Source organism: Streptomyces sp. NBC_00091, assembly GCF_026343185.1.
In the GTDB taxonomy this organism is placed as follows: domain Bacteria; phylum Actinomycetota; class Actinomycetes; order Streptomycetales; family Streptomycetaceae; genus Streptomyces.
The window spans coordinates 838,642-862,733 of sequence record NZ_JAPEMA010000001.1 but is presented as its reverse complement, the minus strand read 5'-3'; the positions used below and the strand labels follow the sequence as shown (position 1 = coordinate 862,733).

Sequence of the window (24,092 nt, the reverse complement as noted above, 5' to 3'; positions counted from 1 at the left end):
CCTCGTGCTCAGTGGTGCGCCGGGGTGAACGTCATCCGCCGGTCGGCCGGTGAGTAGCCGCTGAGGGTGATGGTCGGGCCGTGCGTCGGGACCGAGGGGTCGGGGAAGTCGGACGGCACCGGCTTGTTGCCCTCGGGCCTGCGGTCCACCGTCGCGAACGGCGGCGGGAAGGGCGCCGTCGTCTCGATCAGCTCCTGGTAGAACTGCAGCCACCGGCACGAGTCGAAGGTGACGGCGCCGATGACGCGCCCCTGGTAGCCGTAGACGCCGACGAACCGGTGCTCGGCGCGCGAGCCCTGGGTGATCAGGATCTCGGTCCCCATGGACGGCACGCCGACCGACTTGATGTTCACGCCGAACTGGGAGGACCAGAAGGCCGGTACCCACATGTGGGGACGGCGGTCAGAGCTTTCGCTCAGCATGTTGTGGGCCGCGGTCTGGGCCTGCTCGACGGCGTTGCCCCAGTGCTCGAGCGACAGGAACTGGTAACCGAACAGGGCGTGCGGGGAACGGGCCACGTCGCCCGCCACGTAGATGTCGTCGGTGACGATGCCCCGGATGTCGAAGGCCCGGCAGCCCGCGTCGCAGGCGATGCCCCGGGGGCCCGCGCCGAGCCCGGACCCGGCCAGCCACTCGGTGTTGCGCTGGGCGCCGAGCGAGACGATCACGGCGTCGGCCTCCAGGACGGTGCCGTCCGACAGGTGCGCGGCGCGTACCTGGCCGGAGGAATCGCCCTCCAGCGAGGTGACCATGATCCCGGTCCGCAGATCCACCCCGTTGTCGCGGTGCATCTCGGCCGCGACCTCACCGATCACCCCGCCCAGGGCCCCGACCAGGGGGGCGTCGCCCCGTTCGGCGACGGTGACGGGAAGGTCCCGCTCCCGGCAGGCGGAGGCTATCTCGGAGCCGGTGAACCCGGCGCCGATGACCAGCACCCGGCGCGGACCGGCCGCGAGCCGGCGCTCCAGCGCGGCCCCGTCGTCCCGGGTGCGCAGGGTGAAGACGCCTTCGAGGGCGCCCTCCTCCTCGTTCGGCCACGGTCGGGCACGGACGCCGGTGGCGATGAGCAGCCGGTCGTACTCCACCTCGTCCCCGTCGGCGAGCCGGACCCGTCTGGCCGCCATGTCCAGTCCGGCGGCGGGGACGCCCAGGCGCCACTTGGCGTCGATGTCCCGGCGGCGGGGGAGGGCCGTGCGGTCCGCGGCCGCCTTGCCCAGCAGGACCTGCTTGGACAGCGGGGGCCGGTCGTACGGTTCGTGGGGTTCGTCGCCGATCATCGTCAGGGATCCGGCGAACCCCTTCTCGCGCAGGGTCTCGGCGGCCCGCAGGCCGGCCAGGGAAGCCCCTACGACGACGATGCGGCCTTCGCGCTTGAGCCGTTCCAGGGCAAGGTCACCGCTCACCACGCGCCTCCGCGGTCGACAGGGACCCGTTCACCGCGTCCAGCAGGATGGCCCTGACGGGGCAGGCGTGGACGGCGCGTACGACGTTCTCGCGGTGCTCCTCGTCGGGCTGCGGGTCGTAGAGCAGGGACTCTTCGCCGTGCATGGTGAAGACGTCCGGGGCGAGGAACGCGCACTGGGCGTACCCCTGGCACCGGTTGAGGTCCACGACAAGCCTCATGAGGCATCAGCCCTTCCGTGACCTGGCGACCCCCGCGACCCCCGCGACCCCCGACACCCCCCGGTTCCTCCAGCATGCGCGCGTGCCCCGCCCGTCGCCTGCCGGGGGGACGTCCGTCGGACTCAGGCGGGCCGGCGCAGGCTGGTGCGCAGGATGTGGAGGCTGACGACCAGCACCCAGAACGGGAAGACCAGCTCGGACCAGGGCACACCGGATCCGACGAGGAGCAGCACCAGCCCGGTGACCCAGCCCAGCAGGACCAGCGGGCGCGGGAAGATGCCGAGACGGCGCCCGATGGCCGAGGTGGCGAAGACGAAGACGGCCGCCATGCGCATCGCGTACGTCGACAGCACGGTGTACGCGAAGGGGCGGCCGAATCCGGACGGCGGGACGGACTCCTGGAGCACGGTGCCCGCCGCGGCGGCGGCGACGAACAGGGCGGAGACGAAGAGGAAGCCGCTGCCGAGGAACACGGTCGCGACGAACCGGTCCTCCGCCTCGCCGGCCTGCGCACGCAGCGCCCCCATGAACCACAGGAAGAAGATCCCGGCGAACGGGACGATCTCCAGCGCCACCCGGACCGCCCAGCGGTCGTCCTCGGCGACGGGGGCGTCGGCCGGGCTCCCGGAGGGGACGGCGATCCGCATCAGCACGATCGCTGCCGCGAGCAGCCCGGCGAAGACGAGCCCGGCTGTCCCGGCGGCCCGCGGCGTCCGCATCCGCGTGGTGGTGGACTCCATGCCTTCAGCAGGCGGCACCCGCGGGTCCCCCGCCACCCGGGGGACCCGCGGGAGTGAACCCGCGCGCGGGACGGGTCAGGCCACCGGCGCCGGCACCGGCTCCTCTGCGGGCTCCTCGGCCCCGTCGTGGTTGCCGTACCAGGCCACCGCGACGGCCCCGGCGACCGCCAGCACGAAGCCGGTCACCGCCAGCCAGGCCAGGCCCGGGCGGGAGGCGTCGCCGAGCCACAGCACGCCGATCGCGCCCGGGAGCACCGTCTCGCCGACGACCAGGGCGGCGGTGGCGCCGTTCACCGAGCCGATCTGGAGGGCCACCGTGTGCAGGTACATGCCGCCGAATCCCGCTACCAGGATGGCGTAGAGCGCGGGGTCGGCGAGGAAGGTGCCCAGGTCGAAGGGGTCCACGCCGTCGAGGATCCGCACGCCCACGCCCAGCGCGCCGAAGGCCAGACCCGAGAGCAGGCCCGCCAGGATCGCGGCCCGGCCGCCGAGGAGGCGTACGGCCACCGTGCCGCCGACGATGATCACCAGGGTCACGGCCAGCAGCCACCAGTGCGTGGCCATCGGGGCGTGGTGGTCGCCCTCGTGGCCGGCGGCCGTCGCGAGCAGCACCAGCGCCGCGCAGACGACCCCGATCGAGGTCCACTCCTTGCGGGTCAGCCGGATGCCCAGCATCTTCACGCTGAGGATGGCGGTGATCACCAGGTTGGCGCTGATCACCGTCTGGGAGAGGAACAGGGGCAGCAGGCGGGCCGCCAGCGCGCCCAGTCCGAAGCCCACGAAGTCGAGGATGGTGCCGACGATGAACTCCCAGGTCATCGCGGCCTTGGCGGTGGAGGTCAGGTTCGGTCCGCCGTGGGCGGTCACCCCGGCGGCGGCCGGGGACATCCGGGCGGCGCGGCGCGAGCCCACGGCTTGCAGGACAGAGCCCGTGCCGTAGCAGATGGACGCCGCGACAGCGGTCAGCAGGCCTATGAGCACAAGAGGCTCCGTTCACGTCTGGCAGGTAAGGCGGTACCTCTGCCAGACGTCGGAATGGCGCGGGAAGTTGCCTCCGCAAGACACTTCGTTGACCGGTTCTTTGCCCGGCTCCCGCTCAGGCCATGGCCGCGAGCACGTCCGGGACCTCGTCCACCGAGTCGACCAGCGCGATCCGGGACTCCATCGCCCGGCCCCGGGCCAGCGCCTGGAGCAGCGGCCAGACCGGCAGGTGCCCGGTCCAGTGGGCGCGGCCGACCAGGATCATCGGGGTCGGCCGCGACCGCGACTCGTAGTAGTTCGGCGTCGCGTTGTCGAACACTTCCTGCACGGTGCCCGCCGCGCCCGGCAGGAAGACCACGCCCGCGTTGGACCGGGCGAGCAGCCCGTCCTCGCGGGTGGCGTTCGCGAAGTACTTGGCGATCTGGCCCGCGAAGGCGTTCGGCGGCTCGTGCCCGTAGAACCAGGTGGGGATCCCGACCGAGTCGCCCCCCTGGGGCCAGCGCTCCCGTATCGCGAAGGCCGCGCGGGCCCAGTCGGAGACCGACGGGGTGAAGGAGGGGACCTTCGCCAGCAGCCTCAGGGCCTCGGGGAGGGCCTCGTCGGGGGCGGGGGCCAGGTAGGCGCCGAGGTTGGCGGCCTCCATCGCGCCGGGGCCGCCGCCGGTGGCGACCGTCAGCCCGGACCGGGTCAGGGCCCGGCCCAGTTCCGCCGCGCCGCGGTATTCCGTACCGCCCCGGGCCATGGCGTGGCCGCCCATCACGCCGACGACGCGGGCGCCGGCGAGGTGTTCGTCGAGGGCGTCGGAGATGGCGTCGTCGTGGACGGAGCGGAGCATCGAGGAGAAGATGTCGCCGTCGGACTTGGTCTCCTGGAACCAGGCGTACGCCTGCGCGTCCGGGGTGGACTCGTAGCCTTCGGCCAGGCCGGCGAACAGCTCCCCGGGCGTGTACAGCAGACCCCGGTACGGGTTGAAGGGCAGGTCCGGTACCGGCGGGAAGACGAGCGCGCCGTCCGCGCGGACCTTCACCGAGGCGTCGGGCTCCATCGCGCAGCCGAGGAAGACGGCCGAGGAGGTGTCGGCGGACAGCAGCGCGAAGGTCCGCTCGAGGAGGTTGACCGACTGGACGCGGTAGCCGCTCAGCGAGCCCCGGGCGACGACCCGGTCGAATTCGGCGAGCGTCTCGATCTCGATGTCTGCGTTGACCATTCGGCCCACCCTAAGGGCTGGCCCCCCTCAGCGGGTCAGCGCCATCGACGTCAGCTGTGCCACACCCCAGCTGAGCCCCCCGGCCGCGGCGAGCAGCGCCACCGCGCGCAGGGTCGCGGCGGTACGCAGCACCGTGCCCGGTGTGCCCAGGCCGAGCAGGGCCTCCCGGGAGGCGGAGCGGGCCTGCCGGGACTCGACCGCCGAGGTGAGCAGGGTCGCGGCCGCGCACAGGGCCACCAGGGCCGCGGCCGGTCCGGTCAGCGGCCCGAGCGGCACGAGGGACTCGCCGCCCTGGCCGCGCAGGGCGAGGGCGGTGAGGGCGCCCGCGCCGACGGCGGACAGCATCCCCAGGGGCCTCCCCAGCCGGGACGCCTCCTCCTGGAGGCCGCGCCCGGCCAGCAGCCGCAGCACGCCCGGGCGGACGGCCTGCACCAGGGTCCCGCAGGCGTAGGCCAGTCCCGGCCCGGCGAGGGCGAGGCCGACGCCGATCAGCACGCAGCCGGCCGGGACCGCGGCGCCGGCCGGCCGGGCGTACGCCAGGGCGGCGAGCCCGCACGCGGTGAGCGCAACCCCCCAGGGCACGCCGGTCTGGGGGGCCAGTCCGGAGTGCGGGGGGCGGGGGCGCAGGGCGAGGGCCGTCGCCAGGGAGGCCGTGAGCGGGGTGAGGGCCAGCAGGGTCAGGGCGGCCGCCACCGGGAGGGGCCGGTCGGCGTGCAGCAGCCCGGCGCCGGCGCCGTCGAAGGGCAGCCCGGCGAGGTCGCCCCGCAGGTGGAGGAAGGCCGCGAGGGCCAGGGCGCTGCCGAGGGCGCACGCGACGGCGGTCGAGACCGCGGCGACCAGGGCGAGCCGTACGGGGCCCAGCCCGGCCGCGTCGAACCCCTCGGGGGGCCGGGTCGCCGGGTCGGTCCGGGCCACGGCCACCGCGAACTGCACGGTGGCGGCGAGCGGCACCAGCGCCCACAGCAGGCGGTGGAACGATCCGGCGGGCCGGGCCATCGCCTCTTCGAGGACGTACAGCAGGAGGAACCCGCAGCCGGCGCTGGCGCCCGCGACCAGCAGCCGGCGCAGCTGGACCAGGGGGCGGGAGCCGCGGACTAGGCGGAGAGCGAGCACGCGGCCTGGTCCTCCGTCGTCCGGGGGGAGGCGGCGGCCGCGACGGCGGCCGGGCGGCCGTCGAGCAGGGCCAGACGGCGGTCGGCGACGGCCGCGGTCTCCTCCTCGTGGGTGGCCAGCAGCACGGTGATGCCGTGCGAGCGGGCGGCGGTGGTCAGCGTACGGAGCAGCAGCGCGCGCTCGGCGCGGTGCAGCGGGGCCGTCGGCTCGTCGGCGAAGAGGACGGCGGGTTCCCCCACCAGGGCGCGGGCCAGGGCGACCCGCTGGCACTCGGCGCGGGTCAGGGAGCCGGGGCGCTTGTGGGCGAAGGCGTCGATGTCGAGGCGCTCCAGCCATTCGCAGGCGGCGTGCCTGGCGGCGCGGTAGGGGGCGCCCCCGATCAGCAGGGGCAGGGCCGCGTTCTCCCAGACCTTGAGCTCGGGCAGCAGCTGCGGTTCGGGCCCGATCCAGGCGAACCGGTCGCGGCGCAGGCGCTCGCGGGCGACGGCGCCCATGGTGTGGACGGGCACGCTGTTGAACCAGACCTCGCCCTGCTCGGGCACCAGCTGCCCGGCCAGGCAGCCCAGCAGGGTGCTCTTCCCGCAGCCGCGAGGGCCGGTCACGGCGAGGATCTCACCCTGACGGACTCCGGCGGATACTCCGATCAGGCCGGGCGAACCGCTGTGGGAGTAGTGCAGGGACCGCGCCCAGAGCAGATCGTCCTGTGGCGCGGCACTGTCGGGCCGGGTTTTGTCCGGTGGAGCCACCATGGCGTACACCTCCGTCCGGGGGAACGAAGCGGAGCCCCTTCGGTCACTGGCGCCGCAATGAGATGTAAAGAGATGAACGTCTTGGATGGTGACAGCACACGGCCCGGACCCCCGCGTTCTACTCGAACGGAGGATCCGGGCCGTGTGAGGGGGCTGCTTAGAGCTTGGTCCACGCCTCGGTGAGCACCGAGCGCAGGATGCCTTCGATCTCGTCGAAGGTGCCCTGGTCGGCGATCAGCGGCGGGGCCAGCTGGATGACCGGGTCCCCACGGTCGTCGGCGCGGCAGTACAGGCCGTTGTCGAAGAGGGCCTTGGAGAGGAAGCCGTAGAGCACGCGCTCGGTCTCCTCGTCCGTGAAGGACTCCTTGGTGACCTTGTCCTTGACGAGCTCGATGCCGTAGAAGAAGCCGTTGCCGCGGACGTCGCCGACGATCGGAAGGTCGTGCAGCTTCTTCAGGGTGTTGAAGAAGTTGCCCTCCTGGTCCAGCACGTGCTGGTTCAGGCCTTCCTTGTCGAAGATGTCGAGGTTGGCCAGCGCCACCGCGGAGGACACCGGGTGTCCGCCGAAGGTGTAGCCGTGCAGGAAGGTGTTGTCGCCCTTGTAGAAGGGCTCCGCGATGCGGTCCGAGACGATGCAGGCACCGATCGGGGAGTAGCCCGAGGTCATGCCCTTGGCGCAGGTGATCATGTCCGGCACGTAGTCGAACTTGTCACAGGCGAACATCGTGCCGAGGCGGCCGAACGCGCAGATCGTCTCGTCGGAGACGAGCAGCACGTCGTACTGGTCGCAGATCTCGCGGACGCGCTGGAAGTACCCGGGCGGCGGCGGGAAGCAGCCGCCGGCGTTCTGCACCGGCTCCAGGAAGACGGCCGCGACGGTGTCGGCGCCCTCGAAGAGGATCTCCTGCTCGATCTGGTCGGCGCACCAGCGGCCGAAGGCCTCGGGGTCGTCGCCGTAGATCGGGGCGCGGTAGATGTTGGTGTTCGGCACCTTGTGCGCGCCGGGGACCAGCGGCTCGAAGGGGGCCTTCAGGGCCGGCAGGCCGGTGATGGACAGGGCGCCCTGCGGGGTGCCGTGGTAGGCGACCGCGCGGGAGATGACCTTGTACTTGGTGTGCTTGCCCTGCAGCTTGAAGTACTGCTTGGCGAGCTTCCAGGCGGTCTCGACGGCCTCGCCGCCACCGGTGGTGAAGAAGACCTTGTTCAGGTCGCCCGGGGCGTAGCCGGCGAGGCGCTCGGCGAGCTCCACGGCCTTGGGGTGCGCGTACGACCAGATGGGGAAGAACGCGAGTTCCTGGGCCTGCTTGTAGGCGACCTCGGCCAGTTCCTTGCGGCCGTGACCGGCGTTGACCACGAACAGTCCGGCGAGACCGTCCAGGTAGCGCTTGCCCTTGTCGTCGAAGATGTAGGTGCCCTCACCCCGCACGATGGTGGGGACGGGGGAGTTCTCGTACGACGACATGCGGGTGAAGTGCATCCACAGGTGGTCGTACGCGGTCTTGGAGAGGTCCTGGCTCACGGGCTATCGAGTTCCCCACATGTAGGTCTGCTTCTTCAGCTTCAGGTAAACGAAGCTTTCGGTTGATCGCACGCCGGGGAGCGTGCGGATCTTCTTGTTGATCGTCTCGAGCAGGTGGTCGTCGTCCTCGCAGACGATCTCCACCATGAGGTCGAACGACCCTGCGGTCATCACGACGTACTCGCACTCGGCCATGGCTGTCAGCGCGTCGGCCACCGGGTCGAGGTCTCCCTCGACATTGATGCCGACCATGGCCTGGCGTCGCAGGCCCACGGTGAGCGGGTCGGTGACGGCGACGATCTGCATGACGCCCTGGTCGAGCAGTTTCTGTACGCGCTGGCGTACTGCCGCTTCGGAGAGGCCCACGGCCTTGCCGATCGATGCGTAGGGACGGCGACCGTCCTCTTGCAGTTGCTCGATGATCGCCAGGGACACAGCATCGACCGAAGGGGACGGTTGTCTGTTCCTGGAATCTGCGCTTCGACTGACCACGACCTCACTGTGCACGAGGAGTCGTCCGTTCCGCAACCCGTAATCGATGAAATCCGTTGTGAAGGGTCTCCGATTACACGGATTTCGTAGTTGGCGGCATCTGGCCCTGTCGAAAGCGTCACCAGAGGGGCTAGGCTTGGTGGGTCGTCTCAATCATTGGACATGTGATCAGGAGAGTGGCTGTAGTGACCACCGAACTGCGTCGTCTGCGCAACTACATCGGCGGGGAGTTCAAGGACGCCGCCGACGGGCGGACCACCGACGTGGTCAACCCCGCGACCGGCGAGGTGTACGCCACCGCCCCGCTCTCGGGCCAGACCGACGTCGACGCCGCCATGGCCGCGGCCGCCGCCGCCTTCCCGGGCTGGCGCGACACCACGCCCTCGGAGCGCCAGAAGGCGCTGCTGAAGATCGCGGACGCCTTCGAGGCGCGCGCGGACGAGCTCGTCGCCGCCGAGTCGCAGAACACCGGCAAGCCGCTGGGCCTCACGGCCAGCGAGGAGCTGCCGCCGATGGTGGACCAGATCCGCTTCTTCGCGGGTGCCGCGCGACTGCTCGAGGGCCGCTCGGCCGGCGAGTACATGGAGGGGATGACCTCGATCATCCGCCGTGAGCCGGTCGGCGTATGCGCCCAGGTCGCGCCGTGGAACTACCCGATGATGATGGCCGTGTGGAAGTTCGCCCCGGCGATCGCCGCGGGCAACACCGTCGTCCTCAAGCCCTCGGACACCACCCCGGCCTCGACCGTCCTGATGGCCGAGATCATCGACTCGATCCTGCCCAAGGGCGTCTTCAACGTCGTCTGCGGAGACCGCGAGACCGGCAAGGCCATGGTCGAGCACTCCACCCCGGCGATGGCCTCCATCACCGGCTCGGTACGCGCCGGCATGCAGGTCGCCGAGAGCGCCTCCAAGGACGTCAAGCGCGTCCACCTGGAGCTCGGCGGCAAGGCCCCGGTCGTGGTCTTCCAGGACGCCGACCTGGCCAAGGCCGTCGAGGACATCGCGGTCGCCGGCTACTTCAACGCCGGCCAGGACTGCACGGCCGCCACCCGCGTGCTCGTGCACGAGTCGATCCACGACGAGTTCGTGGCCGCGCTCGCCAAGGCCGCCGCGGAGACCAAGACCGGCCAGCCGGACGACGAGGACGTGCTGTACGGCCCGCTGAACAACCCGAACCAGCTCAAGCAGGTCGCGGGCTTCATCGAGCGCCTCCCCGCCCACGCCAAGGTCGAGGCGGGCGGCCACCAGGTCGGCGACAAGGGCTACTTCTACGCCCCCACCGTCGTCTCCGGCCTGAAGCAGGACGACGAGATCATCCAGAACGAGGTCTTCGGCCCCGTCATCACCGTCCAGTCCTTCACGGACGAGGCCCAGGCCCTGGAGTACGCGAACGGCGTCGAGTTCGCCCTCGCCTCCTCCGTGTGGACCAAGGACCACGCCCGCGCGATGCGGATGTCCAAGAACCTCGACTTCGGCTGCGTGTGGATCAACACCCACATCCCGCTCGTCGCCGAGATGCCCCACGGCGGCTTCAAGAAGTCCGGCTACGGCAAGGACCTCTCCGCCTACGGCTTCGAGGACTACACCCGCATCAAGCACGTGATGACCTCGCTCGACGGCTGATCCGCGCCGCCGCCCCGGCGGCCGCGCACTGATCACCGAAGGGCCCTGAAGGGGCGGGCAGTAGACATCTTGTCTATTGCCCGCCCCTTCGCGCTGGCAGAGGCTGAGACCATGCCTGAACTCGCCTTCTCCCGTCGCGCGGCGCTGCGCGGCCTCGGCGGCGCGAGCCTGCTCGCCGCCCTCGCCGGCTGCGGGGTGCCCGCCGCCTACGTCCCGGAGGACCGGCGGCAGGGCCGGGACCTCTCGGACAGCGACCGCACGCTCGCCTTCTCCAACTGGCCGCTCTACATCGACACCGACGACCAGGACGAGGAGAGCCGCCCGACGCTGGAGGCCTTCTCGCAGAAGACGGGCATCCGGGTCCGCTACACCGAGGAGATCAACGACAACGACGAGTTCTTCGGCAAGGTCAGCCCGGCCCTGATGAACCACCAGGCGACCGGCCACGACCTGGTGGTGGTCAGCGACTGGATGGCCGCCCGCTTCGTCCACCTCGGCTGGGCCCAGCGGATGGACCGCTCGGCGCAGTCCAACGTGGCCCGGTACCTGGACCCGCAGCTACGCTCCCCCGCCTTCGACGAGGGCCGGCTGCACACCGTCCCCTGGCAGTCCGGGATCACCGGCATCGCCTACAACCGCAAGGCGCTCGGCCGGGAGATCAAGTCCGTCCGGGACCTGTGGCACCCGGACCTGGCGGGCAAGGTGACCCTCTTCTCCGGGCTGGACGAGTCCTTCGCCCTGCTGATGCAGGGCAACGGCGCCGACGTCACCCGCTGGACCGACTCCGACTTCCACCGGATGTGCGACCAGGTCGAGAGCATGGTGAAGAAGAAGCACATCCGGCGCTTCACCGGCAACGACTACACCTCCGATCTCGGCAAGGGCGACGTCCTGGCCTGCCAGGCCTACTCGGGCGACGTCATCCAGCTCCGGGCGGACAACCCCGACATCGAGTTCGTGGTCCCCGAGGAAGGTGCCGAGCTCTGGGCGGAGAGCCTGCTCGTCCCCAACCTCGCCCGCCACAAGGCCAATGCCGAGGCCCTCGTCGACCACTACTACGACCCCGCGGTCGCGGCAGAGCTCGCGGCCGCCGTCAACTACGTCTGCCCGGTACCCGCCGCCCGCGAGGTGCTGGCCGCCTCCCCGGACAAGGACACCGCCGAGCTGGCCGAGAACCCGCTGATCTTCCCCGACGACGCGATGCGGCGGCGCCTCGTCGTGGCCCGGGACATCTCCTCGGCCGAACGCCCGGCCTTCGCCAAGCGCTGGAACTCCATCGTCGGACTCTGACCGCCGCCCAGGGCCGCCTACCTGGCGAAGGCCGCCGCCACGATGCCATTGGTCACCCTGTTCGTGTCCCGCCCCTTGGCGTCGGTGGAGTTCACCGAGTACACGAGGGTGCGGGACAGGTCCCGGGTGCCGCCGATCACCGTGCTGAAACCGTGCCGGGAACCCGTCTTGCCGTAGGCCACCGTGCCGTCCGGCAGGACGAACTCCTTCATGCCGGCCGTCTGCACCGCGTGCTCGCCGCTCTCGGCATCCGGCACGTCGGGCACGGTGAACATCTCCTCCAGCTGCGGCTTCGGTACGACCTTCCCGCCGAACAGCGCCACCGTGAACCGCTCCAGGTCCGCCGTCGTCGATATCAGGTCGCCGGCAGCCCAGTTGGACGAGGAGTTCCACTCCGTCACATCGACCAGGGAGCTGCTCCCGTCGGCCCGCTTCACCGCCTGGTAGCCGTGATGGTGGGGACCCGGTATGCGGTTCTGGGTGCGGGACGGGAACGAAGTGCGGCTCAGGCCCAGCGGCTTGGTGATCCGCTCCGACACGGCCTTCTCGTACGTCGTACCCGTCACCTCCTCGATCAGGACGCCCAGCACCGTGTAGTGGATGTTGCTGTAGCGCTGCCGGCTGCCCGGGCTGGACTCGGGCCCCTTGACGACCGCGTTGGCGATCAGGGCGCGCGGGTCGACCACATCGAACCGGTGGGCGTACTCGTCCTCGAAGGTGTCACCCGGGCCGTCGGCGGACCGCAGGCCGCTCGTGTAGTTCAGCAGCTCCCGCACCTTGACCGGCTCGAAGCCGGGCAGCAGACCGGGAAGGTAGTCCTGCACCGGCCGGTCCAGGTCCAGCCTGCCCTCGGCGGCCAGCTGGAGCACCACCGCTGCGGTGAAGGTCTTCGTCACCGACCCGGCCCGGAAGCGGGCGTCCTCGATCGCCCCGCGCCCGCTGCGGACGTCCGCGACACCGGAGGCGCCCCGCCAGCTGCCGCTCGTCCCTCCCACCCGGACCAGCGCGGCCGTCGCGTCCTTGTGCCGCGCCCCCAGGCCCGCGATCGCCTGCTCCAGCAGCGCCGCCTTCGGCGGGGCCGAGAAGACGGGCGGGGTGACCCCCGCCGAGACGGGGGCCGGCGCCGGAGCAGCCTGGGCGGCGGCCACCGGCCCGGCGGCGACGCCCAGGACCAGAGCGGCGGCGATGAGCGTGCGCGTACGTGCCTTCATGATGGGATCCCCCTCGGAGTTCACCGGGCCGCTGCGGCCCCGATGACTCAATGCTGCTGGTCAGAGGGGTAGTTGCGGATCACCAATGAGAGGGGTCTTCGCCGGTACGACAACTCACCGGCGAGAGGGAGACGACACGCCGTCCCTCACTCCCCAGAGGGAGTACCCGCCGAGATCAACCCCGTCTCGTACGCGCAGATCACCGCCTGGATCCGGTCCCGCAGCCCCAGCTTCGCCAGCAGGTTGCCCACATGCGACTTCACCGTGTGCTCGCTCACCGTCAACGCCGCCGCGATCTCCGCGTTCGACAGCCCCCGCCCCAGGTGCAGCAGGGTCTCCCGCTCCCGCGCCGTCAGCACGTCCAGCCGGTCCGCCGGAAGGGAGGGGGAGGACCGCGCCGTCGCCGCCGTGTACTCCTCGATCAGCCGCCGCGCCACCGAAGGCGCCAGCAGCGACTCGCCCGCCGCCACCACCCGCACGGCGTGCACCAGGTCGTCCCGCCGCACGTCCTTCAGCAGGAACCCGCTCGCCCCCGCGTGCAGCGCCTCGTACACGTACTCGTCCGAGTCGAAGGTCGTCAGCATCACCGTCCGGCAGGCGCTGCCGGCCGAGATCGCCCGGCAGGCCTCGATCCCGTCCAGCACCGGCATCCGGATGTCCAGCAGTGCCACGTCCGGCGCCAGCCGTTCCACCGCCGCGACCGCCGCGGCGCCGTCCCCGACCTCCGCGACGACCTCGATGTCCTCCTGGACGTCCAGGATCATCGCGAAGCCGCTGCGCACCAGCTCCTGGTCGTCGGCCACCACCACACGGATCGTCAATTCCCCACCTCCAGCGGCGAGATTACAAGCACCACCCGCACCACGTGCCCGGCGCCGTCCGGCCCCGGACCGGTCCACGCCGTACCGCCGTGCGCCGCCGCCCGCTCGTGGATCCCGATCAGCCCGTGCCCACCGCCCGAGGACCGGCCGCAGGCCCCCCGGCCGTCGTCCGCGACCGTCACCGTGAGGGTTCGGGCTCCGTACTCCAGGCGTACCTCCACCGCCGAGGCGCCGGCGTGCTTGACCACATTGGTCAGCGCCTCCTGCACCACCCGGTGCACCGTGGCCTCCAGCGCGGCCGGCAGCTCGCGCACCTCGCCCGTCCGCTCGTACGAGACCTCCGGCCCGCTCGCCCGCACCCGGTCCAGCAGCGCGGGCAGTCCCGCGATCCCCGGCTGCGGTGCGCGCGGGGCCGCCTCGTCCGCAGGAGTCCGCAGCACCCCCAGCATCGTCCGCAGCTGCGCCATCGCGTCCCGCCCCGTCTCGGCGATCGCCTCGAAGGCCGCCTCCGCCCGGGCGGGGGCCCTGCGTACCGCCACCGGACCCGCCTCCGCCTGCACGATCATGATGCTGACCGCGTGCGAGAGGATGTCGTGCATCTCCCGGGCGATGCGGGCCCGTTCCCGCGCGGCCGCCTGCTCGGCCTCGATCCGGTTCGCCCGCTCCAGCTGCGCGGCCCGGTCCTCGACGGCGGCGGTGTACGCCTGCCGGGTGGCCTGGAGCCGCCCCAGCGCGAACGCCGCCGCGAACACGAACAGCGAGAACAGCAGCTCCCTGGCCGTGCTGGTGTTGAGCGCCACGGACGCGGCGATCACCGCGGTCAGGATCAGGCCCATGACCAGCCGCACCCGCGCCGGGCTCAGCAGCGCGATCGTGTAGACGCCGATCAGCGCGGCGTACGGCAGCGGCTGCCCGGGACCGTCCAGCCCCAGCTGGTAGAGCCCGCCCGCCGCGATCATCCCGCACACGGCCGCCACCGGGGCCCGCCTGCGCCACACCAGCGGTACGTTGCCGAGCGTCGTCAGCAGGTACGCGGTCCAGGTGGCCGGCGAGTCCAGCGGGTCGCGGGGCACGACGAACGGGATCGTCGTCGCCACCTGCACCAGCAGCGTCAGCCCCAGGTCCTGCCAGCGCGGATCCGCCCGCCGGACGCGCGCGCGGACCCGCTCGCCCAGCCGGCGTATCACCGGCCGAGCTCGGCCCGTACGGCGGCCAGCGCGTCCACCCTGTTCGTGGTGACGGAGTCCGCCCCGGCCCGCAGCAGGGCGCGCATCGACCGCTTGGTGTCCGCCGTCCAGGCCGACACCAGCAGGCCGTCGCGGTGCAGGGCGTCCGTCAGCTCCCGGCTGACCAGCCCGAAGCGGTAGTTGAGCCAGCGCGGGGCCACGGCGTCGATCAGCACCCGGCGCGGCGGCGACAGGGTGGTCCAGGTCAGCGCGATCTCCGCGCCCGGATCGGCGGCACGGACCGCCAGCATGGTGTTCGGCCCGGCGCAGTAGTACGTACGGTCGCGCGCCCCGCACTCGCGGACCAGGTCCACGACGGTCCGCACCGCCTCGGGCGTGGCACCCGGCAGATCGATCATCAGCCGGCCGGCCCCGGCCGCCATCAGCGCCTCGCGCAGGGTCGGGATCCCGCCCTCCGCGAGCTCCTTCAACTGCGGGGCGGTGACGGCGTCGAGGCGTACGTCGTGCCCCCACAGCCGCTGGAGCGTCTCGTCGTGGAGCAGGACCGGCACGCCGTCGCGGGTCAGCCGTACGTCGATCTCCACCGCGTCAGCTCCGCGCGCGAAGGCGGAGCGGACGGAGGCGAGGGTGTTCTCACGGACTCGGTAGGGATCGCCGCGGTGTCCGACGGCAGTCAGGGTGCTCATGCTCCCCATTCTCGGGGGCCGAGCGGATCAAGGGGAGTCAGCGAGCGAGCCAGTCGGCGGTGTACGCGTCGATCTCCGCGATGATCCTGGCCTTGCCGGCGGGGTCCAGGAAGGAGGCCTCGACGGCGTTCTTCGCCAGCTGCGCGAGCCCGCGCTCGTCGAGGCCGAGGAGCCGGGCGGCGACCGCGTACTCGTTGTTGAGGTCGGTGCCGAACATCGGCGGGTCGTCGCTGTTGATGGTGACGAGCACGCCCGCCGCGACCATCTCCTTGACCGGGTGCCGGTCGAGGTCGGTCACCGCGCGGGTGGCGATGTTCGAGGTCGGGCAGACCTCCAGCGCGATCCGGTGCTCGGCGAGGTACTTCAGCAGTTCCGGGTCCCGGGTGGAGCTGGTGCCGTGGCCGATGCGTTCGGCGCCCAGCTCGCGCAGGGCGTCCCAGACGGTCTCCGGGCCGGTGGTCTCGCCGGCGTGCGGGACGCTGTGCAGGCCGGCGGCGCGGGCCGCGTCGAAGTACGGCTTGAACTGCGGGCGCGGCACGCCGATCTCGGGGCCGCCCAGGCCGAAGGAGACCAGCCCCTCGGGGCGCAGGTCGATCGCGAGGCGGGCGGTCTCGGCGGCGGCCTCCAGGCCGGCCTCGCCGGGGATGTCGAAGCACCAGCGCAGGATGATGCCGAGCTCGGCCTCGGCCGCCTTGCGGGCGTCCTCGATGGCCTCCATGAAGGCCTTCTCCTCGATGCCGCGGCGGGTGGAGGAGTAGGGGGTGATGGTCAGTTCGGCGTAGCGGATGTTCTGCCGGGCCATGTCGCGGGCCACTTCGAAGGTGAGCGTGCGGACGTCGTCGGGGGTGCGGACCAGGTCGACGACCGACAGGTAGACCTCGACGAAGTGGGCGAAGTCGGTGAAGGTGAAGTAGTCGGCCAGCGCCTCGGGATCGGTGGGCACCTTCGAGTCGGGGTGGCGGGCGGAGAGTTCGGCCACGATGCGGGGCGACGCCGAGCCGACGTGGTGGACGTGGAGTTCGGCCTTGGGCAGCCCCGCGATGAAGGGGTGCAGGTCGGTCATGGGGGCCTCCGGGAGGACTCGGGTGCGGGCAGGTCGGCTTCATCGTAGGCAGGCCCGGGGATGTCGGTGGCAGCGCTTAGCATGGCTGTACGAGAGGGGGGCGCCGTATGACCGACCACAGCCCTGAACCGAGGGACCCGTGGGCGCCGCCCGAGCGGCCGGCGGCCGACGCGGGCGGACCGCGGGGCGCGCAGCCGGCCCCGCCGGTGCCCCCGGTGCACGAGCAGCCGACGGTCGTGGGGATGCCGGGGGTGCAGCCCCCGCCCGCCGCCTCCCCGTACCCTCCGCCGCAGGCGGCCCCGCCCGCCGCCGCTCCGTACCCGCAGGCCCCGGCGCCCGGTCCCGCGTACGGGTACCCGGCGCAGCCGGCTCCCGGCGCGTACGCCTACCCCGGCCCGCCGGCGCCCCCGCCCGGCTACCCGGGGTATCCCGGATATCCGGGCCAGCCGGGATACCCCGGGTACCCGCTCTACGCCTCGCCGCCCGCGAGCAACGGCTTCGGGGTCACCGCCCTCGTGCTCGGCATCCTCTCCGTGATGATCTGCGCCACCATGGTCGGGCCGATCGCCCTCGGCATCGCGGCGGTCGTCTTCGGGGCGCTCGGCCGGGGCAAGGCCACCCGGGGCGAAGCCACCAACGGCGGCGTGGCCCTGGCCGGGATCATCCTCGGCGGGGTCGGCATCCTGCTGGGCATCGGCATGACACTGCTCGTCTTCGTCGGCCCCGACTTCGAGGACTCCGACGACGGCGGCCACGAGGGCCCCTCCTCGGTGTCCCAGGTCGACACCACGCCCCGCGAACGGGTCTGACCCGCCCCCGCCCGGGCAGCCCGGCCCGGGCAGCCGCGCCGCGGCTCACCCTGCCCGGTCAGTGCGGGGCGGCCGAGAGCAAGGTGGGGACCATGTACGGCCCGTCCGGGCTGGCGCGGGGGACGGGCACCCAGGTCAGCCCCACCATCCGGGGGCACGCGCACTCCAGGTCCCCGTCGACCCCCAGCACCGGCTCCCCGGGCGCGACCTCCACCCGGAAGCAGGAGGTCCACCCGGAGGGGTAGGGCGCCTCGTACGCGTACCGCACCTCCAGGGCGCGCAGCCCCGTCTCCTCGGCCACCTCCCGCCGGACGGCCGCCTCGAGGTCCTCCCCGGGCTCCACCCCGCCGCCCGGCAGCGTCCAGTACTCGGCCCCGTCATGGAGCCCGGACGCGCTCCGGTGCCGCTCGCGCACCATCAGGACGCGGCCGTCGCGCACGATGACGGCCGCCACCCGGAGCCGGCCCGTCACGCCGCATCCGAGCGCAGCCGCTCCCGGGCCTCCATCAGGGCGAAGCCCAGCAGGTTCAGGCCACGCCAGCGGGCCGGCTGGAGGGCGCGCTCGTCGTCGGGCGCCAGCCCGATGCCCCAGATCCGGTCCACCGGGCTCGCCTCCACCAGCACCCGCGACCCCGTGCCCAGCAGGTACGCGCGCAGCGCCGGATCGGAGCCGAACTTGTGCACGCTGCCCTCCACGACCAGCGCGAACCGCTCCCGCTGCCAGAGCGTCTCGTCGAAGCCGCGCACCAGCCGCCCCGCCGTCTTCGCCTGCGCCGGACCGCGCGCCTCCAGCGCGGCGCGCTCGGCCTCCGCGTCCCCGAACAGGCGCGCCTTACCGGCCATCATCCAGTGCTCGGCCGTGGCGTACCGGACGTCACCCACAGTGAAGGGGGACGGCCACCACTGGCTCAGACAGCTCGGTCCGAGCCTTCCGTCGGGCTGCGGGCGGTGCCCCCAGAAGGGCAGGTACTTCACCCGCTCACCACGGCTGACCTGCCCGATCAACTTGTCGATCATCTCCATGCACGCGAGTCTGGCAGTCACCACTGACACTTCGTACGGGATTTCGGGGATGCCTCGACATATGGTCGACCGATTCCGTCGCGTAATCAAAAGGCAACAACGGAATCACTTGGCGGAGGAGAACGCCTCTGCCAGGATCGGCACTCAATTCGAGCTGTAGCTACGGAGAGCGTGAGAGCGATGGGTAACCGCTTCCAGGTCAAGGACCGCTTCGCAGACGGCGCGCAGTACATCGACGGCCGGCTCCGGTCCGGTACCTCCGGGCGGTCGCACACCGTCATCGATCCCGCCACCGGCCAGGAGGTGCTCACCTACGAACTGGCCGGCCCGGCCGACGTGGACGAGGCCGTCGCCGCCGCCAAGCGGGCCTTCCCGGCCTGGTCGGCCGCCACCCCCGGGGAGCGCTCGGACGCCCTGCACCGGCTGGCCGCCGTACTGGCCGAACAGGCGGAGGACTTCGCGTACGCCGAGTCCCTCCAGTGCGGCAAGCCCCTCAAGCTGTCCACGGAGTTCGACGTACCGGGGACCATCGACAACACCGCCTTCTTCGCGGGCGCGGCCCGCCACCTCCAGGGCCAGGCGGCCGCCGAGTACTCCGGCGACCACACCTCCTACGTACGCCGCGAGGCCATCGGGGTCGTCGGCTCCATCGCCCCCTGGAACTACCCCCTCCAAATGGCCGCCTGGAAGATCCTCCCGGCCATCGCCGCGGGCAACACGATCGTCCTCAAGCCCGCCGAACTCACCCCCCTGACCTCCCTGATGTTCGCCCAGGCGGCCAAGGAGGCGGGCATCCCCGACGGCGTCGTCAACATCGTCACGGGCGCCGGGCGGGACGCCGGCGAGCACCTGGTCGGCCACCCCGACGTGGTCATGACCTCCTTCACCGGCTCCACCGCCGTCGGCAAGCGGGTCGCCGAGATCGCGACGGCCACCGTCAAGCGGCTCCACCTGGAGCTCGGCGGCAAGGCGCCCTTCCTGGTCTTCGACGACGCCGACCTGGAGGCCGCCGCCCACGGCGCCGTCGCCGCCTCCCTCATCAACACCGGCCAGGACTGCACGGCCGCCACCCGCGCCTACGTCCAGCGCCCCCTCCACGACGCCTTCGTGGCCCGCGTCGCCGAGCTGATGGAGACCGTCCGCGTCGGCGACCCCTTCGCGCCCACCACCGACCTCGGCCCGCTCGTCTCGCACGCCCAGCGCGACCGGGTCGCCGCGTTCGTCGAGCGCGCCCGCTCGTACGCCACCGTCGTCACCGGCGGGCGGATCCCGGGGGGCGAACTCGCCGAAGGCGCGTACTACCGGCCGACCCTCATCTCCGGCGCCGCGCAGGACAGCGAGGTCGTCCAGTCCGAGATCTTCGGCCCGGTCCTGGTCGTCCTGCCCTTCGACACCGACGACGAGGGCCTGGCGCTGGCCAACGACACCCCGTACGGCCTCGCCGCCTCCGCCTGGAGCCGGGACCTCTACCGGGCCAACCGCGCCACCCGGGAGCTCAAGGCGGGCTGCGTCTGGGTCAACGACCACATCCCGATCATCAGCGAGATGCCGCACGGCGGCTACAAGGCGAGCGGCTTCGGAAAGGACATGAGCACGTACTCGTTCGAGGAGTACATGCAGGTCAAGCATGTGATGTTCGACAATACTGCGGTGGCCGCGAAGGACTGGCACCGCACGATCTTCGGGGACCGATAGCAGCCGGCCGCCTGACCAGCGGCCATCCATCCCGAAAGGGCAACGCGCATGGAGCAGTTCGAGCCCGACCGCCTCTCGGAGGCGCAACTGGCCGCGATGCGGCGCAGCCTCACCAGCGGGCGCGGCGCCCTCACCCGCCGCTCGCTGCTGCGCGCCTCCGGAGTCGGGGCGCTCACCCTCGGCGGCCTCTCCGCCCTCACCGCCTGCGGCATCCCGCCCGCCAAGCGCGAGGGCGGCGCGGTGGCGTCCGACGACCACTCGGACAAGGAGAAGGAGATCATCTTCTCCAACTGGACCGAGTACATGGACACCAGCGACGACGAGAAGACCCGTCCCACGCTGGAGGAGTTCACCAAGCGCACCGGGATCCAGGTCAAGTACACCGAGGACATCAACGACAACGTCGAGTTCTTCGGCAAGATCCGCCCGCAGCTCGCGGCCGGCCAGGACACCGGCCGCGACCTGATCGTCGTCACCGACTGGCTGGCCGGCCGCATCATCCGCCTCGGCTGGGCGCAGAAGCTCGACGCGTCCCACCTCCCGCACGCCTACGCCAACCTGATCCCGCAGTTCCGCAACCCCGACTGGGACCCGGGCCGCGCCCACAGCTACCCCTGGACCGGCATCGACACCGTCATCGCCTACAACTCCAAGGCCACCGGCGGCAAGAAGGTCGACTCCGTCACCCAGCTCCTCGACGACCCCTCCCTCAAGGGCCGCGTCGGCTTCCTCACCGAGATGCGCGACAGCGTCGGCATGACCCTGCTCGACCAGGGCAAGGACCCGGCGAACTTCACCACCGCGGACTTCGACGCGGCCATCGGCCGCCTCCAGAAGGGCGTGGACACCAAGCAGATCCGCCGCTTCACCGGCAACGACTACACCGCCGACCTCGACAAGGGGGACCTGGCGGCCTGCATCGCCTGGGCGGGCGACGTCATCCAGCTCCAGGCCGGCAACCCCGACATCAAGTACGCGATCCCGGCGGCCGGATACATCACCTCCAGCGACAACCTGCTGGTCCCCGTCAAGGCCCGGCACAAGGCCAACGCCGAGAAGCTCATCGACTACTACTACGAGCCCGAGGTGGCCGCGCAGCTGGCCGCGTTCATCAGCTACGTCTGCCCGGTCGAAGGCGTCAAGGAAGAGCTCGCCAAGATCGACCCGGCGCTCGCGGACAACCCGCTGATCGTCCCGGACAAGGAGATGGCCGCCAAGGCCCGCGCCTTCCGCTCCCTCAGCAGCGAGGAAGAGACGGCGTACGAGGAGAAGTTCGCCAAGCTCATCGGCGCCTGACCGGACCCCCGTACCGGCACCCCCACCGCGCCCCGTCCCCTTCCCACGACACCACCACCGAAGGCCCAGGCCCATGACCGACAAGACCGCGAGCGGCGACGTCCGCCTCGCCGGGATCAGCAAGCACTACGGCTCCTTCACCGCGGTGCACCCGCTGGACCTCACCATCCCCCAGGGCTCCTTCTTCGCCCTGCTCGGCGCCTCGGGCTGCGGGAAGACCACCACCCTGCGCATGATCGCCGGCCTGGAGGAGCCCTCCACCGGCACGGTCAGCCTCGGTGACCGCGAGGTCACCCACCTGCCCCCGTACAAGCGCCCGGTCAACACCGTCTTCCAGAGCTACGCGCTGTTCCCGCACCTGAACATCTACGAGAACATCGCCTTCGGACTGCGCCGCCGCGGCATCAAGTCCGTCAAGAAGCAGGTCGACGACATGCTGGAGCTGGTCCAGCTCGGCCAGTTCGCCCAGCGCAAGCCCCACCAGCTCTCCGGCGGCCAGCAGCAGCGCGTGGCCGTCGCCCGCGCCCTCATCAACCATCCCCAGGTGCTGCTCCTCGACGAGCCCCTCGGCGCCCTCGACCTCAAGCTGCGCCGCCAGATGCAGCTGGAGCTCAAGCGCATCCAGACCGAGGTCGGCATCACCTTCGTGCACGTCACGCACGACCAGGAGGAGGCCATGACGATGGCCGACACGGTCGCGGTGATGAACGGCGGACGCGTCGAGCAGCTGGGCGCCCCCGCCGAGCTCTACGAGAACCCGCGCACCACCTTCGTCGCCAACTTCCTCGGCACCTCGAACCTCATCGAGGCCTCCGTGGAGTCCACCGGGTCCGACGTGATCGTCTCGGCTTCCGGAACCACGCTCCGCCTGCCCATCGCGCGATGTTCGACCACGCCCCGCGCGGGCGGAAAGCTCCTGGTCGGCGTGCGCCCCGAGAAGATCTCCCTGGTCCCGGCGGCCGACGCGCACACCATCGCGGCCGGCCGCAACACGGTCACCGGCACGATCGCCGACTCCTCCTTCATCGGCGTCTCCACCCAGTTCGTCATCGACAGCCGGGTCTGCCCCGAGCTGGAGGTGTACGTCCAGAACATCGAGCGCGACGCCCGCCTCGTCCCGGGCGCCGAGGTGGTCCTGCACTGGAACCCCGAGCACACCTTCGGGCTGGACGCCGCCCAGTCCCTGCTTGCGGGGACGATGGGCGAGGCAGGCATCGAGACGGTCGAGGAGAGCGCATGACGGCCACCGCGGCGCCGCCCGAGGCCTCCGCACCCGCCGAGCCCCCGGTCCACAAGGCGTCCCTGAAGAAGCGCCTGATCCCGTACTGGCTGCTGCTCCCCGGCATCCTGTGGCTGCTCGTCTTCTTCGTGCTGCCGATGATCTACCAGGCCTCCACCTCGGTGCAGACCGGCTCGCTCGAAGAGGGCTTCCAGGTCACCTGGCACTTCCAGACCTACTGGGACGCCCTGACCGAGTACCTCCCGCAGTTCCTGCGCTCCCTGCTCTACGCCGGCACCGCGACCGCGCTGTGCCTGCTGCTCGGCTACCCGCTGGCCTACCTGATCGCCTTCAAGGCGGGCCGCTGGCGAAACCTTTTGCTGGTCCTCGTCATCGCCCCGTTCTTCACCAGCTTCCTGATCCGCACGCTGGCCTGGAAGACCATCCTGGCCGACGGCGGCCCGGTGGTCGGCGCCCTCAACGCGGTCGGCTTCCTGGACGTCACCAGCTGGCTCGGCATGACCGAGGGGGACCGGGTACTGGCCACGCCGCTCGCCGTGGTCTGCGGTCTGACCTACAACTTCCTCCCCTTCATGATCCTGCCGCTCTACACCTCCCTGGAGCGCATCGACACCCGCCTCCACGAGGCCGCCGGCGACCTGTACGCCCGCCCCGCCACGGTGTTCCGCAAGGTGACCTTCCCGCTGTCGATGCCGGGCGTGGTCTCCGGAACCCTGCTCACCTTCATCCCCGCGAGCGGCGACTACGTCAACGCCGAACTGCTCGGCTCCACGGACACCCGGATGATCGGCAACGTCATCCAGTCGCAGTACCTGCGGATCCTCGACTACCCGACGGCGGCCGCGCTGTCCTTCATCCTCATGGCCATCGTGCTGATCATGGTCACCATCTACATCCGCCGAGCGGGGACGGAGGACCTGGTCTGATGCGTTGGCTGCGCCGCAATCTCGTCGTCATCGCGGGCCTCGGCACGCTCGCGTACATGATCCTGCCGAACCTCGTCGTGACGGTGTTCTCCTTCAACAACCCCACCGGGCGGTTCAACTACGCCTGGCAGGAGTTCTCCCTCGACGCCTGGAAGGACCCCTGCGGGGTCGCCGACATGTGCGGCTCCCTCGCGCTCTCCCTCCAGATCGCCCTGTGGGCCACCATCGGCGCCACGGCCCTCGGCACCGCCATAGCCTTCGCGCTGGTCCGCTACCGCTTCCGGGCGCGCGGGGCGGTCAACTCGCTGATCTTCCTGCCGATGGCCATGCCCGAGATCGTGATGGCGGCCTCGCTGCTCGCCCTCTTCCTCAACATGGGCATCCAGCTGGGCTTCTGGACGATCCTGATCGCCCACGTCATGTTCTGCCTCAGCTTCGTCGTCGCCGCCGTCAAGGCACGCGTCCTGTCGATGGACCCGCGCCTGGAGGAGGCCGCCCGCGACCTCTACGCCGGACCGGTGCAGACCTTCCTGAGGGTCACCCTGCCGATCGCGGCCCCGGGTATCGCGGCGGGCGCGCTGCTGTCCTTCGCGCTCTCCTTCGACGACTTCATCATCACCAACTTCAACTCGGGCAACACCGTCACCTTCCCCATGTTCGTGTGGGGATCGGCCCAGCGCGGTACGCCCGTGCAGATCAACGTCATCGGTACGGCGATGTTCGTCATCGCGGTGCTGGTGGTCCTCGCCGGCCAGTGGGCCGGCAACCGCCGCAAGAAGGCACAACCGAAGTAGAC

At 71.5% G+C, this 24,092-nt stretch carries 24 protein-coding genes; 8 read left to right on the top strand and 16 right to left on the bottom strand.

Features of this window, described 5'->3' with window-relative positions; all coding sequences use genetic code 11:
* Positions 1–8: 8 nt before the first annotated feature.
* From OOK34_RS03515 to OOK34_RS03475, 9 genes are all read right to left on the bottom strand, one after another.
* The gene (locus OOK34_RS03515) at positions 9–1,403 is read right to left on the bottom strand and encodes an NAD(P)/FAD-dependent oxidoreductase (RefSeq protein ID WP_267032400.1); all 1,395 of its coding nucleotides are present in this window, start codon (positions 1,401–1,403) and stop codon (positions 9–11) included.
* Complete coding sequence (locus tag OOK34_RS03510) at positions 1,393–1,623, bottom strand: ferredoxin (protein WP_267032399.1); 231 nt, start codon at positions 1,621–1,623, stop codon at positions 1,393–1,395. The genes OOK34_RS03515 and OOK34_RS03510 overlap by 11 nt, the downstream gene beginning before the upstream one ends.
* Before the next feature lie 122 nt (positions 1,624–1,745).
* Complete coding sequence (locus OOK34_RS03505; protein ID WP_267032398.1) at positions 1,746–2,363, bottom strand: hypothetical protein; 618 nt, start codon at positions 2,361–2,363, stop codon at positions 1,746–1,748.
* Positions 2,364–2,438: 75 nt separating this feature from the next.
* Positions 2,439–3,344: a hypothetical protein gene (locus tag OOK34_RS03500; protein ID WP_267032397.1), complete on the bottom strand. Its 906-nt coding sequence runs from the start codon at positions 3,342–3,344 to the stop codon at positions 2,439–2,441.
* Between the two features lie 115 nt (positions 3,345–3,459).
* On the bottom strand, positions 3,460–4,551 hold the full coding sequence (locus OOK34_RS03495; protein WP_267032396.1) for an LOG family protein: 1,092 nt from the start codon (positions 4,549–4,551) through the stop codon (positions 3,460–3,462).
* Positions 4,552–4,578: 27 nt separating this feature from the next.
* Entirely contained in the window at positions 4,579–5,664 is a 1,086-nt protein-coding gene (locus OOK34_RS03490; RefSeq protein ID WP_267032395.1) for a hypothetical protein, read from the bottom strand.
* The gene (locus OOK34_RS03485; protein ID WP_267032394.1) at positions 5,646–6,413 is read right to left on the bottom strand and encodes an ABC transporter ATP-binding protein; all 768 of its coding nucleotides are present in this window, start codon (positions 6,411–6,413) and stop codon (positions 5,646–5,648) included. Before OOK34_RS03485 ends, OOK34_RS03490 begins: the two co-directional genes overlap by 19 nt.
* A gap of 157 nt (positions 6,414–6,570) precedes the next feature.
* A complete protein-coding gene (locus OOK34_RS03480) occupies positions 6,571–7,932 on the bottom strand; it encodes an aspartate aminotransferase family protein (RefSeq protein ID WP_267032393.1) in 1,362 nt (453 codons plus the stop codon).
* 3 nt (positions 7,933–7,935) lie between these two features.
* Entirely contained in the window at positions 7,936–8,439 is a 504-nt protein-coding gene (locus tag OOK34_RS03475; RefSeq protein ID WP_007266859.1) for an Lrp/AsnC family transcriptional regulator, read from the bottom strand.
* A 170-nt stretch (positions 8,440–8,609) separates the two neighbouring features.
* Between OOK34_RS03475 and OOK34_RS03470 the strand changes: the two genes are divergently transcribed.
* Together OOK34_RS03470 and OOK34_RS03465 are read left to right on the top strand one after the other, a co-directional pair.
* Positions 8,610–10,049: a gamma-aminobutyraldehyde dehydrogenase gene (locus OOK34_RS03470; RefSeq protein WP_267032392.1), complete on the top strand. Its 1,440-nt coding sequence runs from the start codon at positions 8,610–8,612 to the stop codon at positions 10,047–10,049.
* 111 nt (positions 10,050–10,160) lie between these two features.
* On the top strand, positions 10,161–11,339 hold the full coding sequence (locus OOK34_RS03465) for a spermidine/putrescine ABC transporter substrate-binding protein (protein WP_267032391.1): 1,179 nt from the start codon (positions 10,161–10,163) through the stop codon (positions 11,337–11,339).
* A 17-nt stretch (positions 11,340–11,356) separates the two neighbouring features.
* Here the strand turns inward: OOK34_RS03465 and OOK34_RS03460 are convergent, their stop codons facing one another.
* The 5 genes from OOK34_RS03460 to OOK34_RS03440 form a co-directional block, all read right to left on the bottom strand.
* Positions 11,357–12,550, bottom strand: coding sequence for a serine hydrolase (locus OOK34_RS03460; RefSeq protein WP_267032390.1), 1,194 nt, complete (start codon positions 12,548–12,550; stop codon positions 11,357–11,359).
* Positions 12,551–12,696: 146 nt separating this feature from the next.
* On the bottom strand, positions 12,697–13,371 hold the full coding sequence (locus OOK34_RS03455) for a response regulator transcription factor (protein WP_267032389.1): 675 nt from the start codon (positions 13,369–13,371) through the stop codon (positions 12,697–12,699).
* Complete coding sequence (locus tag OOK34_RS03450; RefSeq protein ID WP_267036608.1) at positions 13,368–14,555, bottom strand: sensor histidine kinase; 1,188 nt, start codon at positions 14,553–14,555, stop codon at positions 13,368–13,370. Before OOK34_RS03450 ends, OOK34_RS03455 begins: the two co-directional genes overlap by 4 nt.
* Entirely contained in the window at positions 14,555–15,253 is a 699-nt protein-coding gene (locus OOK34_RS03445; protein WP_267032388.1) for a glycerophosphodiester phosphodiesterase, read from the bottom strand. The genes OOK34_RS03450 and OOK34_RS03445 overlap by 1 nt, the downstream gene beginning before the upstream one ends.
* 28 nt (positions 15,254–15,281) lie before the next feature.
* Entirely contained in the window at positions 15,282–16,307 is a 1,026-nt protein-coding gene (locus tag OOK34_RS03440; RefSeq protein ID WP_267032387.1) for an adenosine deaminase, read from the bottom strand.
* Positions 16,308–16,414: 107 nt separating this feature from the next.
* Between OOK34_RS03440 and OOK34_RS03435 the strand changes: the two genes are divergently transcribed.
* Positions 16,415–17,116, top strand: a complete 702-nt coding sequence (locus OOK34_RS03435) for a DUF4190 domain-containing protein (RefSeq protein WP_267032386.1) — start codon at positions 16,415–16,417, stop codon at positions 17,114–17,116.
* Between the two features lie 58 nt (positions 17,117–17,174).
* Here the strand turns inward: OOK34_RS03435 and OOK34_RS03430 are convergent, their stop codons facing one another.
* Positions 17,175–17,588 carry an NUDIX domain-containing protein gene (locus OOK34_RS03430; protein ID WP_267032385.1) on the bottom strand — a complete coding sequence of 138 codons (414 nt, stop codon included), beginning with the start codon at positions 17,586–17,588 and terminating at the stop codon, positions 17,175–17,177.
* Complete coding sequence (locus tag OOK34_RS03425; RefSeq protein ID WP_267032384.1) at positions 17,585–18,139, bottom strand: NADAR family protein; 555 nt, start codon at positions 18,137–18,139, stop codon at positions 17,585–17,587. The genes OOK34_RS03430 and OOK34_RS03425 overlap by 4 nt, the downstream gene beginning before the upstream one ends.
* Positions 18,140–18,319: 180 nt before the next feature.
* Between OOK34_RS03425 and OOK34_RS03420 the strand changes: the two genes are divergently transcribed.
* The 5 genes from OOK34_RS03420 (at position 18,320) to OOK34_RS03400 (ending at position 24,090) form a co-directional block, all read left to right on the top strand.
* A complete protein-coding gene (locus OOK34_RS03420) occupies positions 18,320–19,834 on the top strand; it encodes a gamma-aminobutyraldehyde dehydrogenase (protein ID WP_267032383.1) in 1,515 nt (504 codons plus the stop codon).
* Between the two features lie 48 nt (positions 19,835–19,882).
* The gene (locus tag OOK34_RS03415) at positions 19,883–21,130 is read left to right on the top strand and encodes a spermidine/putrescine ABC transporter substrate-binding protein (RefSeq protein ID WP_267032382.1); all 1,248 of its coding nucleotides are present in this window, start codon (positions 19,883–19,885) and stop codon (positions 21,128–21,130) included.
* A 73-nt stretch (positions 21,131–21,203) separates the two neighbouring features.
* Entirely contained in the window at positions 21,204–22,370 is a 1,167-nt protein-coding gene (locus OOK34_RS03410) for an ABC transporter ATP-binding protein (RefSeq protein ID WP_267032381.1), read from the top strand.
* Positions 22,367–23,296 (top strand): ABC transporter permease, encoded by a 930-nt coding sequence (locus OOK34_RS03405; protein WP_267032380.1) that lies wholly within the window; start codon positions 22,367–22,369, stop codon positions 23,294–23,296. The genes OOK34_RS03410 and OOK34_RS03405 overlap by 4 nt, the downstream gene beginning before the upstream one ends.
* A complete protein-coding gene (locus OOK34_RS03400; RefSeq protein ID WP_267032379.1) occupies positions 23,296–24,090 on the top strand; it encodes an ABC transporter permease in 795 nt (264 codons plus the stop codon). Before OOK34_RS03405 ends, OOK34_RS03400 begins: the two co-directional genes overlap by 1 nt.
* Positions 24,091–24,092 lie beyond the last annotated feature (2 nt).

Bases quoted from the DNA above. Each gene is read 5' to 3' on its own strand.
- OOK34_RS03415 (WP_267032382.1), top strand. From the start codon at position 19,883: ATGGAGCAGTTCGAGCCCGACCGCCTCTCGGAGGCGCAACTGGCCGCG.
- OOK34_RS03435 (WP_267032386.1), top strand. From the start codon at position 16,415: ATGACCGACCACAGCCCTGAACCGAGGGACCCGTGGGCGCCGCCCGAG.
- OOK34_RS03510 (WP_267032399.1), bottom strand. From the start codon at position 1,623: ATGAGGCTTGTCGTGGACCTCAACCGGTGCCAGGGGTACGCCCAGTGC.
- OOK34_RS03460 (WP_267032390.1), bottom strand. From the start codon at position 12,550: ATGAAGGCACGTACGCGCACGCTCATCGCCGCCGCTCTGGTCCTGGGC.
- OOK34_RS03445 (WP_267032388.1), bottom strand. From the start codon at position 15,253: ATGGGGAGCATGAGCACCCTGACTGCCGTCGGACACCGCGGCGATCCC.
- OOK34_RS03495 (WP_267032396.1), bottom strand. From the start codon at position 4,551: ATGGTCAACGCAGACATCGAGATCGAGACGCTCGCCGAATTCGACCGG.
- OOK34_RS03420 (WP_267032383.1), top strand. From the start codon at position 18,320: ATGGGTAACCGCTTCCAGGTCAAGGACCGCTTCGCAGACGGCGCGCAG.
- OOK34_RS03440 (WP_267032387.1), bottom strand. From the start codon at position 16,307: ATGACCGACCTGCACCCCTTCATCGCGGGGCTGCCCAAGGCCGAACTC.
- OOK34_RS03425 (WP_267032384.1), bottom strand. From the start codon at position 18,139: ATGGAGATGATCGACAAGTTGATCGGGCAGGTCAGCCGTGGTGAGCGG.
- OOK34_RS03405 (WP_267032380.1), top strand. From the start codon at position 22,367: ATGACGGCCACCGCGGCGCCGCCCGAGGCCTCCGCACCCGCCGAGCCC.
- OOK34_RS03465 (WP_267032391.1), top strand. From the start codon at position 10,161: ATGCCTGAACTCGCCTTCTCCCGTCGCGCGGCGCTGCGCGGCCTCGGC.
- OOK34_RS03410 (WP_267032381.1), top strand. From the start codon at position 21,204: ATGACCGACAAGACCGCGAGCGGCGACGTCCGCCTCGCCGGGATCAGC.
- OOK34_RS03400 (WP_267032379.1), top strand. From the start codon at position 23,296: ATGCGTTGGCTGCGCCGCAATCTCGTCGTCATCGCGGGCCTCGGCACG.
- OOK34_RS03505 (WP_267032398.1), bottom strand. From the start codon at position 2,363: ATGGAGTCCACCACCACGCGGATGCGGACGCCGCGGGCCGCCGGGACA.
- OOK34_RS03485 (WP_267032394.1), bottom strand. From the start codon at position 6,413: ATGGTGGCTCCACCGGACAAAACCCGGCCCGACAGTGCCGCGCCACAG.